10 protein-coding genes are annotated in these 13,598 nt (G+C 46.9%); 6 read left to right on the top strand and 4 right to left on the bottom strand.

The window, feature by feature from the left end; all coding sequences use genetic code 11:
* Positions 1 to 147: 147 nt before the first annotated feature.
* Together ycfP and VR7878_RS14985 are read left to right on the top strand one after the other, a co-directional pair.
* Positions 148 to 687 (top strand): alpha/beta hydrolase YcfP, encoded by a 540-nt coding sequence (gene ycfP, locus VR7878_RS14990; RefSeq protein ID WP_077336872.1) that lies wholly within the window; start codon positions 148 to 150, stop codon positions 685 to 687.
* A 332-nt stretch (positions 688 to 1,019) separates the two neighbouring features.
* Complete coding sequence (locus VR7878_RS14985) at positions 1,020 to 2,309, top strand: NAD(P)/FAD-dependent oxidoreductase (protein WP_077336871.1); 1,290 nt, start codon at positions 1,020 to 1,022, stop codon at positions 2,307 to 2,309.
* A gap of 86 nt (positions 2,310 to 2,395) precedes the next feature.
* Here VR7878_RS14985 and VR7878_RS14980 read toward each other — a convergent pair whose 3' ends face one another.
* Genes VR7878_RS14980 through VR7878_RS14970 form a run of 3 tightly spaced genes read right to left on the bottom strand, consistent with a single transcriptional unit; the run spans position 2,396 to position 7,271 of the window.
* Entirely contained in the window at positions 2,396 to 3,178 is a 783-nt protein-coding gene (locus VR7878_RS14980; protein ID WP_077336870.1) for a peptidoglycan binding protein CsiV, read from the bottom strand.
* A gap of 54 nt (positions 3,179 to 3,232) precedes the next feature.
* The gene (gene mfd / locus VR7878_RS14975) at positions 3,233 to 6,697 is read right to left on the bottom strand and encodes a transcription-repair coupling factor (RefSeq protein ID WP_077336869.1); all 3,465 of its coding nucleotides are present in this window, start codon (positions 6,695 to 6,697) and stop codon (positions 3,233 to 3,235) included.
* 7 nt (positions 6,698 to 6,704) lie between these two features.
* Positions 6,705 to 7,271: a PilZ domain-containing protein gene (locus VR7878_RS14970; RefSeq protein ID WP_077336868.1), complete on the bottom strand. Its 567-nt coding sequence runs from the start codon at positions 7,269 to 7,271 to the stop codon at positions 6,705 to 6,707.
* Between the two features lie 164 nt (positions 7,272 to 7,435).
* Here VR7878_RS14970 and lolC point away from each other — a divergent pair, with 164 nt between their 5' ends.
* Genes lolC through lolE form a run of 3 tightly spaced genes read left to right on the top strand, consistent with a single transcriptional unit; the run spans position 7,436 to position 10,571 of the window.
* Entirely contained in the window at positions 7,436 to 8,644 is a 1,209-nt protein-coding gene (gene lolC, locus VR7878_RS14965) for a lipoprotein-releasing ABC transporter permease subunit LolC (protein ID WP_077336912.1), read from the top strand.
* A complete protein-coding gene (gene lolD, locus VR7878_RS14960; protein WP_077336867.1) occupies positions 8,637 to 9,311 on the top strand; it encodes a lipoprotein-releasing ABC transporter ATP-binding protein LolD in 675 nt (224 codons plus the stop codon). Before lolC ends, lolD begins: the two co-directional genes overlap by 8 nt.
* Before the next feature lie 12 nt (positions 9,312 to 9,323).
* Positions 9,324 to 10,571, top strand: a complete 1,248-nt coding sequence (gene lolE / locus VR7878_RS14955; protein WP_077336866.1) for a lipoprotein-releasing ABC transporter permease subunit LolE — start codon at positions 9,324 to 9,326, stop codon at positions 10,569 to 10,571.
* Between the two features lie 238 nt (positions 10,572 to 10,809).
* On the opposite strand, the gene VR7878_RS14950 is transcribed toward lolE, so the two are convergent.
* Positions 10,810 to 11,319, bottom strand: coding sequence for a DUF2062 domain-containing protein (locus VR7878_RS14950; RefSeq protein ID WP_077336865.1), 510 nt, complete (start codon positions 11,317 to 11,319; stop codon positions 10,810 to 10,812).
* 8 nt (positions 11,320 to 11,327) lie between these two features.
* On the opposite strand from VR7878_RS14950, the gene VR7878_RS14945 reads away from it, so the two are divergent.
* Positions 11,328 to 13,595: a DNA internalization-related competence protein ComEC/Rec2 gene (locus VR7878_RS14945; RefSeq protein ID WP_077336864.1), complete on the top strand. Its 2,268-nt coding sequence runs from the start codon at positions 11,328 to 11,330 to the stop codon at positions 13,593 to 13,595.
* The last annotated feature ends 3 nt before the right edge of the window (positions 13,596 to 13,598 follow it).

Below are 13,598 nucleotides of genomic sequence, written 5' to 3'. Positions count from 1 at the left end.
TAACAGAAGAAGCCGGGACTTACGCTGAGTTCAGTACCTGGCAAAAGGAAGTGGGGGGAAATAGATTGACTATTTTCATATCACACTCACTGTATCGCCTGTGCATTTCATGCTAGGTTCATTCTGTATGTTGGAAAGGGTATTGTTATGATTATTTATCTACATGGATTTGATTCAACCAGCCCGGGGAATCATGAAAAAGTGCTGCAATTACAATTTATTGATGATGATGTGCGTTTTATCAGTTATAGCACGCTTCACCCCAGACACGATATGCAGCATCTTCTGAAAGAAGTACACAAAGCCATTGAGCTGAGTGATGACCCACACCCGATGATCTGTGGTGTCGGACTGGGTGGGTACTGGTCTGAACGGATTGGCTTTTTATGCGGCATTAAACAGGTATTATTCAATCCGAATCTGCATCCTGAAGACAATATGCAGGGAAAAATTGATCGTCCGGAAGAGTATGACGATATTGCAACGAAGTGTGTCTCTCAATTTCGATTAAAGAATAAAGAGCGTTGCTTGGTCGTGCTGTCAACACATGATGAAGCATTAGATAGCCGGAAAACGGCTGAAGAGCTGGAAAATTACTACGATATTGTCTGGGACGAAACAGAAAGTCATAAATTCAAGAAGATATCTCAACATCTTCAGACGATTCGTCAGTTCAAAAATAAATAATTTTATATTTTTCAATAGATTAAATTGTTGCTTGCCAGCCAAGAAATACCATCGCGAAGGGGCGGTATTTCTTGCAATCTTGGCTTGCATGACTTGATTTGCTCCTTATAATGTTTCCTATCAGATCAAAATTTGATAAATATCAAAATAAAATGAGAGCAGGGACAACCTGACGACAGTTTATGTGAAATAGAAGTAAAGTGATGCTTTATCTATACAGTGCGTCTCGCAGACAAAGTGACTTTCAATTTGCTTTACCCGTCCTATTTTTTTAGTCCGGAGTCGTTACTCCGGGCTATATCATGTTTTATTCATTTTGAGGATAGTTTGTTGTGACTCGTATTGTTGTTGTTGGTGGCGGTGCAGGCGGTTTAGAGCTTGTCACTAAATTAGGCCACACATTAGGAAGAAAAGGGCGAGCCCAAATCACATTAGTGGACAGAAATGCCAGTCATTTATGGAAGCCGTTATTGCACGAAGTGGCAACAGGTTCCATGGATGAAGGCGTAGACGCGTTGAGTTACCGGGCTCATGCGAGAAACCATAGCTTTGATTTTCAGATGGGAAATTTGGAAGAGCTCGATCGCGACAGGAAAGTTATTACGTTGGCCGAGCTGAAAGATGAGCATGGTGAACTGCTGATCCCACGCCGTGAAGTCGAATACGATATTCTGGTACTGGCGATTGGGTCCACATCGAATGACTTTAATACTGCGGGCGTGAAAGAGCACTGTATCTTTTTAGATAGCCCTGAGCAGGCCAATCTATTCCGCACTGAGATGAACAACGAGTTCCTGAAACTGCATGCCAAGAATGGGCATGGTACTGTTGATATTGCGATTGTCGGTGCCGGTGCGACAGGTGTCGAGCTGTCTGCAGAGCTACACAATGCAGTAAAAGAACTGCGCAATTACGGTTTCGGTGATTTGGATTCAAATAAATTGAATGTCCACTTAATTGAAGCCGGTGAGCGGATTCTGCCTGCTTTGCCACCGAGAATTTCTTCTGCAGCCCATCATGAACTCACGAAGTTGGGTGTGAATGTCCGTACATCAACGATGGTTACAAAAGTTGAAGAAGACGGCCTGACGACCAAAGACGGTGAAAAAATTCCCGCGAAAATTATGGTCTGGGCCGCGGGTATTAAAGCCCCTGATTTTATGAAAGATATCGCTGGTCTTGAGACCAACCGGATTAATCAACTGGTGGTGACGAACACCTTACAGACCACCCGGGATGAAGACATTTTTGTCATTGGTGATCTGGCTCAATGTACCCAGCCTGACGGTTCATTTGTCCCGCCACGTGCGCAAGCCGCCCACCAAATGGCAAGTCGGACATTTAAAAATATTGTCGCTAAACTGAATGATCGGGATATGAAGCCTTATGTCTATAAAGATCATGGTTCTCTGGTGTCATTAAGTCGATTTTCAACGGTCGGAAGCCTGATGGGAAATCTCACGAAAGGTTCAATGATGGTTGAAGGGAAAATTGCCCGCGTGGTGTATATTTCTCTGTATCGAATGCATCAGATGGCGCTACACGGGATGTTTAAAACAGCGTTGATGCTATTGGTTGGCCGGATTAACCGCGTGCTTCGGCCGAATCTGAAACTTCATTAAATCAGACGATTCGTTTGTTATGAAAATGCCCGCCTGAGCGGGCATTTTTTATGGTCGTGCAAATCACTTACTGATGGTTGGTTTCGTTACGATGCATCCGGAACTTTTCTGACCTGTAAGATAATACCCATCAGGGGATGATCAAAATAGAGAGTCTCACCACTGCGCATTCTGCGTTTTTGATCCAGTCGATATGACTTCAGAAAACGCTCTTCCGTCACCGTCGGAGAGATCGCTTGAAGATGACCAAACTGAACATTATCGTCGCCGTCGGTGGTATTTTGTGAAAAATCGACCGGTGTTTCTTCCACTTCAATATCCCGGACACTCGGTTCCTTGAGATCCAAAAGCGCGTCCACGTAGAGGTAATGTTGTACGTAAACCTGTAGTTTTCCATCGAGTTCATAAAGGGGTTTTGGCACCGCTTTTTCAACGGTATCTTCTATCGGAGATTGCTGCGTGGCCGTTGATGGGTTGATTTCACGACCATCCGGATGAAATTGAGATGAATAATCTTTGCCGGCTAAGAGATGAAAAGCCGGAGCATTTGACTTGCCTTCATCATTCTGGCGCCAAGCTGTATGTAACAGCACTTGAAAGCCGGCATGATTTCTCAAGCTCTCTTCCTGTTTGTCCAGCTTGTATTCCGAGGCCGGTAGCCGGGTGACACCTTTCTGGTTTAAATAGGCCTGAGAACTCAGGCTACCGGTATTTTGGTAATCGATCGGCGGGAGTACATTGGGCCATGTCTCATTGGTTTGTTCTGCATTCACGACGCGCTTAAATATGATCACTTCAATGTCAAATTGGCGTTGTGCCCAAGAAGGCATGGCAATTAATAACATTAGCAGTGGGATCAGCTTATTCATTATGACTCCATTATGACCTAGCAGGCGATTCTTCATCATGATTGCTTCCTGATATCAGGAAGCCGGTAGTATATTTTGCTGAAATTCATTCAGCATATCTCGGATAAACCCAAGTCGCTGGTTTCGTTCTTCCAGCGGCAGGGTAAACTTAAACTTCGTTGGGCCGTCCATGCCGTATTGTTTCGGCTGAGATTGCAAGAGCTGCACCAAATATGCCGGATTAATACTAGCATTAAGATCAAATTCAATGTAACCGCCTTTACTGTGCGCTTCAATTTTCTTAATCTTCAGTGCAGCGGCTTCCAATTTCAACCGACTAATTTCTAATAAATTGAGAGCAGCATCCGGCAGCTTGCCAAAACGGTCAATCAATTCGACCCGCAATTCATTCAGTTCATCAGGATGCGAAACACTGGCGATCTGTTTATACATCGACAGGCGGGTATTAATATCCGGAATATAATCATCGGGAAGCAGAGCCGGTAACCGGAGTTCAACTTCCGTTTGCGTTTTCAGCAAGTCATCCAGAGAAGGTTCTTTGCCGGATTTCAATGCATCGACAGCCTGCTCAAGCATTTCCATATACAAGGTAAAACCGACTGACTGAATTTGTCCGCTTTGCTCTTCACCGAGTAGTTCACCTGCACCGCGGATTTCGAGGTCATGAGTTGCGAGCGTAAACCCGGCACCGAGATCTTCCAGCGAAGCCAATGCCTCTAAGCGTTTGATGGCATCTTTAGTCATAGCCTTGGGGGGCGGTGTCAGCAGATAAGCATAGGCTTGGTGGTGTGAACGGCCAACCCGACCCCGTAACTGATGCAGTTGCGCGAGCCCCAGAGTATCAGCCCGGTGAATGATGATGGTATTTGCCGTCGGGATATCGATACCGGTTTCAATGATGGTGGTACAAACCAGTAGATTAAAACGCTGATGATAAAAATCGTTCATGATGCGTTCCAGTTCACGCTCACGCATCTGACCGTGTGCCACAGTAATCCGGGCTTCGGGGATCAGCTTCTCAAGATCGGCAGCGACTTTATCAATTGTTTCAACCTGATTATGCAGATAGTAAACCTGTCCGCCACGCATGACTTCCCGTAGCACCGCTTCCCGGATAATCGTCTGATCACTTTGCCGGACAAACGTTTTTACCGCTAACCGCCGTGCGGGCGGGGTGGCAATGATCGATAAGTCCCGCATTCCGCTCATCGCCATATTCAGCGTTCTGGGGATCGGTGTTGCCGTCAGCGTGAGGATATCAACATCTGCCCGCATCGCTTTGACTTTCTCTTTCTGACGCACCCCAAAGCGGTGTTCTTCATCGACAATCAGCAACCCGAGATCTTTAAATTTCAACTCACTGGAGAGTAGCTTATGAGTACCGACCAGAATATCAATTTTACCGTCCGCGACGTCCTGAAGAATCTGTTTCTGTTCTTTGGCGGTTTTAAAGCGGGATAAAACTTCAACCCGAATCGGATGATTGGCAAAGCGGTCTCTGAAGTTTTCAAAATGCTGCTGAGCAAGCAGGGTTGTCGGCACCAAAACGGCGACCTGTTTGCTGTTGTCGGTACAGACAAAGGCTGCACGCATGGCAACTTCTGTCTTACCGAAACCGACATCTCCGCAGACTAAGCGATCCATGGCCTTGTTTTGGCACATATCTGAGAGAACCGCGTTGATAGCCATTGACTGGTCATCGGTTTCTTCAAACGGGAAGCTGGCCTTAAACGTCGCGTACTGTTCGCGATCCAGCGCGAAAACATGGCCGGGTTTGAGTTCTCGTTTGGCGTAGACATCCAGCAGTTCGGCTGCGACATCCCGGGCTTTCTCTGCTGCTTTGCGTCGCGCTTTAGTCCAACTTTCCCCGCCCAGTTTATGAATCGGAGCATTTTCATCGGCTCCCCCGGAATAGCGGCTAATCAGATTAAGTGCGGAAACCGGGACATAAAGTTTGGCTTCTCCCTGATATTCCAAGGTGACATATTCTGTGGTAATGCCACCGACTTCCAGTGTCTGTAATCCGATATAGCGTCCGATACCATGATCAATATGCACTACCGGCTGGCCGGGTTTCAGTTCGGCAAGATTGCGGATGACTGCATCACTGTTGGTGACCCGTTTATCTTTTTTACGCCGTTGAACAACCCGATCACCAAGCAAATCGCTTTCGCAAATCAAGGCAATTTGCTGTTCATTAAGAATGAACCCATGCTCAGCGGTTCCGATAATCAGCCCATATTTTTCATCGCTCAGGCAAGCATCCTGAAAAGATGGCAGGGGCGTGGGGCGTAGTTTGATCCGTTGGAGCAGTTCAAGCAGCGCCTCTCGCCGTCCTTCTGATTCGACGGAGAATATAATCTGTCCTGTATGGGATTCAACAAACTGACGCAGTGCAGAGAGTGGTTCTTTATGCTGATGCTGAGCCTGAATTTCCGGTAGGGGTGAAACCTGAAGGTTCAACCGGCCAGATTTTTCGGTGACCGGCTCACTCCGCAGCTGAAATTGTGCGAAAGGTTTCAGCATGGCAAAAAGTTCATCTTTTTGCAGCCACAATTCGGCAGGCTCAAGCAGTGGACGTAATGGATCGACTCGTCTCTGCTCATAACGCTCACCGACATCATTCAGAAAACGATCGATTGATGGTTCAATGTCCCCGACGACAATCAGTTGCGTTTCTGACGGCAAATAATCGAAGAGGGTTTCGGTGTGATCGAAAAACAAAGGTTGCCAGTATTCAATCCCTGCCGGCCACAGCCCCTTTGAGACCTGCATGTAGACGGATTCAGGCTCTCTGGAAGCATCAAACCGTTGACGCCAACGGTTCCGAAACGCTTCAATTGCCGTGGCTGTGGTCGGAAATTCATGAGCCGGCAGGAGGCGAACTTCTTGAATTTCTTCTATCGAACGCTGATTTTCCGGATCAAAGGTGCGGATGGTATCAATCTCATCATCGAAAAAGTCGAAACGATAGGGAAGGTCACTGCCCATTGGAAACAGATCGAGAATTGCGCCCCGGCTGGCATATTCACCCGGACCAAAAACTTGATCGACATGGCGGTATCCTGCGTTTTCAAGCTGTTCTCTGAGTTTGACTAAAGAAAATTGGTCTCTCTGTTTGACGATCAGAGTATGTTGCAGCAAAAAATCGCGCGGTGACTGCCTTTGCAGTAAGGTTGTGACCGGAATAATCGTGATTCCGCCTGTTTGTTTGGGCAGATGATAGAGCCGCGAGATCCGATCGGAGATAATATCCTGATGCGGAGAAAAACTGTCATAAGGCAGTGTTTCCCAGTCAGGAAATAACATGATGTCCGCTGGATAGAACTGTTCAATTTCCTGCTGTAATTTTAATGCCATCTGCGGGTCAGCAGTGACGAGCAGCGTATGATGTTGATGGCGGTGGGACAGCTCCGCTGCCACCAGCGCGAGACTGGCACCCGTCAGGTTACCGATTTGTTTTTTATCTCCCGCATTTTGAGATGCCGGAAGCGATAGAATGGAATTCAAGCTGGTCATGAGTTTGCTATTTATTTCTTTCAAGAGAGCGACGACGGAGTAGTTTCTGTTGTTGATGTAGTGCGGCTTTAATGAGTAAATCCTGATCCGACTCCCTCAGGAGATCATATTTCACAGTGATAAGAGAGTGCTCATCTTCAGTCTGACAGCTAACAACATGTGCATAGCAATAAATTGCGGCAGGAGGGTTATCCAGAAACAGTTTGACCCTGAGTAAAGTACCGGCTTCGAGCGGATGATGACTGACATAGGTAAACTGACTGGCGCCAAACGATTCAGTCTGGTGGCGCTGTTTGGGGTCATCCTGTTGTGACAACATAAAATTCAACAGCATATTTAACTTGGTATTTTGACTGTCGAGTAACTGAATCAGATTTTTAAAGTCATTATTTTTCAGTTCCTGCCGGGCTACATCACCGAGCTGGTCAAGATGACTGAATTCACATGCAACAATAAATGGTACAGGGATTTCACTTTCAAATACCTCTTCAGACGGGAATGATGCCCCTCTCTCCAACGGCTCAATATTGATTGTGAGTGCATGTTGCACTGTAAAAAACTCTTGTTCGACCATGGTTCATTCCTCATCTTTGCATGTTGATTATCGCTATACGAATGAACTAATCAAGGTATAGAGCTGTCATTTGTATGATTTAACAATGAATTGGCAAATTAATGCTACAACCTGAGTCAGTTTATCGTTAAAGTACCGTGCAATTGTCTTTATTGGTTTATAGTATGTTTCGTCCTGTTTCGGTATTTATAGGGTTCAGATATTTACGAGGACAGTCAGGTGATCGGTTCAGCCGTTTTGTTTCCCGTATTTCAACCGTCGGTATTACGATCGGGGTGTTAGCACTGGTCACGGTTTTATCGGTCATGAATGGCTTTGAGTCTCAACTGAAGAACCGGATTCTCGGGGTTTTACCTCATGCTGTGGTTTATCAGGGACATGAACGAACCCAATGGCAGTCAACGCCTCCGGCCTTTCTTAAACAGTTTCCCGCGCAGGTTTCTCCCGCACCGATTGTTCGTAGTGAAGCGGTCGTTCAGAGTGCGAGCGAGTTATCGGCAGGCATTATGTTAGGCATTCAGCCTCAGAATAACGATCCGCTTGCTCAGTATCTGATCATCGGCACTATGCAAGATTTACAAGCCGGAGATTATACACTCTTTCTCGGCCATCAGTTAGCGAGACAACTTAATGTCTCTTTGGGAGATAAAGTTCGGCTGATGGTAACCCAAGCCAGCCAGTTTACACCACTGGGGCGAATTCCCAGTCAGCGCAACTTTACGGTCGCCGGTATCTTTAATACTGGTTCTGATATCGACGCTCAACTGATGATTACCCATATCCATGATGCACAGCGGCTATTGCGTCTGCCGGAGAAAACGATTTCCGGTTGGCGACTGTCATTTGCCGATCCTTTTGTGGTGTCTGCACTGGCGAAAACACCACTCCCTCAAGGCTGGCACTGGAGTGACTGGCGGGATCAGCGTGGTGAATTGTTTCAGGCTGTGCGGATGGAGAAAAATATGATGGGACTGATGTTGGGACTGATTATTGCCATCGCAGCCTTCAATATTATTTCTGCATTGATCATGGTTGTGATGGAAAAACAGTCAGAAGTGGCAATTTTGAAAACGCAGGGCATGACGAACCGGCAGATATTACTGGTCTTTATTGTACAGGGAGCAAGTAGTGGGATTGCCGGTGCGCTGAGTGGTGGCATTCTCGGTATCCTGATTGCAAGTCACCTGAATTCGATTTTACAGATACTGGGGGTTGATTTGATGGCAATGGGCGGTTCATTGCCCGTAATGATTCGTCCCGGGCAGGTCATCGTAGTGGAGTTGTTGACCATTGCTTTGAGCCTTTTGGCTACCCTGTATCCTTCGTTCCGTGCATCGTCCGTCCATCCAGCAGAGGCTTTACGCTATGAATAATCTCCTTGAATGTCGCCAGCTTACCAAAACTTATCGGGAAGGTGAGCTTGCAACACATGTCTTACAAGGTGTCAGTTTTTCGATGCAGCCCGGAGAATTTGCTTCGATTGTCGGTTCATCCGGATCGGGAAAAAGTACCCTGTTACACATTTTAGGCGCACTCGATCAACCCACCAGCGGCGATGTGACGTTTTTAGGTCATGATATGTTGCAGCTTCGATCTGCGCAGCAGGCAAAAATCCGCAATCAACACATTGGCTTTGTGTATCAGTTTCATCACTTACTGGCGGACTTTACGGCATTAGAAAATGTGGCGATGCCGTTACTGATTGGCGGCCAATCGGTCGCAAATGCGACTCATAGTGCAAAACAGTGGCTTGCCCGTGTCGGGCTTGACCATCGGCTGGCTCACCGTCCGAATGAACTTTCGGGAGGAGAACGGCAGCGGGTTGCGATTGCCCGGGCGTTGGTGAACAAACCTTCTCTGGTATTAGCCGATGAACCGACCGGTAATCTCGATCATCAGACCGCTTTGGCTGTCTATGAGTTAATGAGAGAGCTCAATGAGGATTCCCAAACTGCATTTTTAGTGGTCACGCATGATCAGGAACTTGCGGGTAAAACCAATCGTATTCTGACGATGCAAGATGGCTTACTGACGTCATAAGGAGCGCATAAAGTGATTTCATCATTATCTCTGATGATTGGCCGTCGTTTCAGCCGTTCCAAAAAAAGAAACAAATTGGTTTCTTTCATTTCCATGTCTTCAACGCTGGGGATTGCTTTCGGAGTCGCTGTGATCGTGATTGGTTTGTCAGCGATGAATGGGTTTGAACGAGAGTTAAATAACCGGGTGCTGTCAGTCATTCCGCATGGCGAATTTGAAGGGGTTGAAGGACCAATTCAGGCATGGCCGGCTATGATGAAGAAAGTGACCTCTTTCCCTCAGATCGTTGCTGCCGCACCTTATGTCCGGTTCACCGCGCTGGCAGAAAGAGGGCAACAGCTAAAAGCGATTGAAGTCCGAGGGATTGACCCGGAGATGGAGGGCGAAGTATCTGAGCTTTCCCGTTATATTTCAGGGCAGATGTTTACCAAGGGCTCTGCCGCGAAACATCAAGTGATTCTCGGGCAGGGCGTCGCACAACGTTTGGGAGTTGACATCGGTGATGCTTTAACGTTGATGGTGCCGAATATGTCCGGTGGCGCGAAGTCACTGAAAGCACCTCAGCGGATTCGAGTCACACTGGTTGGTGTGTTGGCACTGCATGGTCAGATCGACCACAATCTGGCACTGATTCCGCTGGCAGACGCGCAACAATATACCGGGATTGGTTCATCGGTTACCGGAGTGTCAGTCAAAGTTCGGGATGTGTTCCGCGCAGAGCAAATTGTTCGTCAGGTGGGTAATCAGCTCAATCAATATGTTTATCTGCGGAGCTGGCAACGACAATACGGCTATCTTTACCGCGATATTCAGTTGGTTCGTACCATGTTGTATCTGGTGATGGTGCTCGTGATTGGTGTAGCAAGTTTTAATATTGTTTCAACTTTGATGATGGCGGTGAAAGACCGTGCTGCAGAAATTGCGATTTTGCGAACCATGGGCGCTTCAGATCGTCTGATTCGGCAAGTGTTCATGTGGCAGGGGATTTTTTCCGGTGTTTTAGGCAGTCTGTGTGGCAGTGTGATTGGGGTATTGGTAGCGATGAATCTGACAGGGCTGATTCAACAGCTTGAATCACTCATCGGACACCACTTTTTATCCGGTGATATCTATTTCGTCGATTTCCTGCCATCTCAAGTGGAGGTTCAGGATGTCGTGCTGGTGTCTGTGACTGCGATCTTATTGAGCTTGGCAGCCACATTCTATCCCGCCCTGAAGGCAAGTCGTCTCAATCCGGCAACTGTTCTTTCTGCCCGCTAGATTCCTTTCAATATTCCTTTCAATAAAACAGGAAGCGACCACCGGCTATCAACCATGCTGAAGTCGCTTCCGTTATTCTTTCCGACGCTGATAGTGTCGCATCTCATGAAATATCTGAAATACATAAAAGTTTGAAGTGAAGCGAAGACTGCCACTGATTGATATCGAGGATTTCACACCTTTATGTCTGTCGCCTCGTAATCACAGCCACTTTTCAAGACGCTCTCTTGTTATCCGGTTACTTTAGTTGTCGCTTTTGCCAGCTTCTGACAACGGAGTAACGCCATAAACCATGGATCCCAAAATAGCCGAGAAGGGCGCAGACAACACCACAGATTAAACATCCGACCACCAGTGAGGGTGCAATAGTCGACATCTGTTGAGTGATGTAGCTCCAAGACAATTCAAAGTGAAAATGTTGCGGTGGTTCATGGAGAACCCAAGCGCCAAGCTTATAAGCAAAATAGAACAGAACCGGCATGGTGATTGGGTTACTTACCCAAACCAATGCGACAGAAAGCGGAAGGTTGACACCACATGCGATAGCCAGGCCAGCAGACATAATCATCTGGCTGGGGAGTGGCACAAATGCCATAAATAAGCCCACGGCAAAAGCACCGGCAGCCGAACGGCGGTTCAGACACCATAGATTCGGGTTGTACAACACGTTACCGAAAATCTTCAGGGCTTTTTGCCGTTTGATGAGTTCCCTGTCCGGTAAGAATCGCTTAATTAATTTTTTAGGCATATAAAACGATGGCTCTTATAAAAAACAACTGGTTAATCAGTTCTTATTGTTTAACATTATTATCATCACCCTACTGGCCGAAGATGCCCGGTATGATTTATTGCTGGTGGGGTGTCTTACTGTTGTTTTTTGCTCTCCGGATTATGCAATTATGGCACACCATCGGTATATGTATCGCCTTGGTGTTGATATTATTGTACGGAAACATACTCAAACGACAATCTGACATTTTATTTCAGTTTGAACACGATATTACCATAAACGTTAAAGTTGACAGCTTTTTTACACAAAATAGTTTTGGCTATAGTGTGCAAGCGCACGTGTTATCGATAAATAACACATCTATTAGGTGGTGGATGCAACCAAAAGTCAAGCTATATACAACCACTGAATACCACCCCGGTGATATATTGAAAATGTCGGCCACCGCCAAACCAATTACAGGGTTACTCAATGAGGCGGGATTTGATAGTGAGCGCTATTTTTTCAGTCAGGGTATTGTTGCGAAAGTATTTGCCCGTTCAGATATTGAGGTGCAGCAGTCGGAAGACTCTTGGCGTTACCGGTTGTTTCAACGAGTCGCCCGACAACTCGAAGACGACCCGTTGAAAGGGATCATCCTTGCGCTCTCTTTTGCAAACCGCAATGAGTTAACCGATCAACAGTGGCGGATTCTCAAAGAGAGTGGTTTAGCACACTTGATCGCTATCTCCGGTTTGCACATCGGGATTGCTTATTCATTTGGCTTCTTTCTGGGGATACCTATCTCTCGGTTCGGGCGTCGCTGGCTATGGCTCTCGGTTATCTTCGGCGGATGTTCTGCTTTGACTTACGCATGGTTAGCCGGTTTTTCACTACCGACTCAACGGGCGATGCTGATGTTACTCATCCATATTGTATTGAGGCTGAGCCATATTCGAATGAGTCTCAAAGATCGATTCTTACTCACATTAAGCGGCATATTAACCATTCATCCGTTTGCCGGTGTTTCTGCCAGTTTCTGGATGTCGTTTGCGGCAGTTTTCTTGGTACTTTATCTGGTCAGTCAGGAGAGAGATGCGCTACACCGTGACCGCATCCGGAAACTGATACGGCAGATAAAAGGGCATGTTGTATTGATGCTCGGCATGTTGCCGGTCAGTGCTTATTTTTTCGGTGGTGTGAGCTTGGTGGCGCCGCTGTATAACATCGTATTTATTCCTTGGTTTAGTGTGCTGATCGTGCCGTTGATTTTTATCGGCTTGGGGATAACAAGTTGTGGTGGCTCGGCGATACTGATATGGCAGATGATCCATGTGTTACTTGAACCGGTAATGTGGGCAGCCGGTTTTGCTGCTCCTGCTTGGCTGTTTACACCGTCTTCCCTGATTTATCTTTTAATGATTGCGGCTGTGGTGGTGTTATTGTGGCCGATTCTATCCCCCCGCAGTATCGGCTTTTTTCTGGTCATGATGTGTGGGTTCTCGGTTGGTCGTGATACAACAACCGGCTGGCAGATTGATATTCTGGATGTCGGTCATGGTTTGTCGATTTTGATTGAGAAAAATGGACACTACATTCTCTACGATACCGGGAAAAGCTGGCCGGGCGGGAGTATGGTTCAGTCGGTGGTAACCCCGGTTTTAAGGCAGCGAGGGGTTCGGCATCTGGATGGGTTGATTCTCAGTCATTCGGATAATGATCATGCCGGTGGTCGTTTTGATGTTGAAAAAAACTGGCACCCCCGATTCAAACGAGCCAGTGCGTTGATGAGCGGATATCAGCCCTGTGTACAAGGCGACTCATGGCTGTGGCAAGCACTAATGTTTGAGGTGCTATGGCCGCCGAAACGCGTTGATAAAGCAGATAATGATGACTCATGTACGATTCGGATTTCCGATGATGCCGGACATTCTGTCCTGTTAACCGGTGATATTGAAAAGGGCAGTGAACGGCAAATGTTACAACAGAATCTACCGCTCAGTAGCGATGTGGTCATTGTGCCTCACCATGGCAGCTATACATCGTCTTCCTTACTATGGGTGAAGCGGGTGGGGGCTCAGGTCGCGATTGCTTCTCTGGCCGGGATTAATGCTTGGCATTTGCCGAATGCCGGTGTGGTGAAGCGGTATCAGCAAAACGGAACACAATGGCTGGATACCGCCATATCCGGTCAGGTAGAGATTGTCTTTTCAGGCAGAAAACGTGAGGTCAAGACGATGCGTAAACACACCTTCTCGCCATGGTATAGGCAGATGCTGCGTAAACAGGTAGAATGGCGCGGTTATTCTCGATGAAAA

Source organism: Vibrio ruber DSM 16370, from assembly GCF_900163965.1.
GTDB lineage: Bacteria > Pseudomonadota > Gammaproteobacteria > Enterobacterales > Vibrionaceae > Vibrio > Vibrio ruber.
Note: the sequence above shows the minus strand (reverse complement) of the source record. Positions and strands in the feature narration are given on the sequence as shown.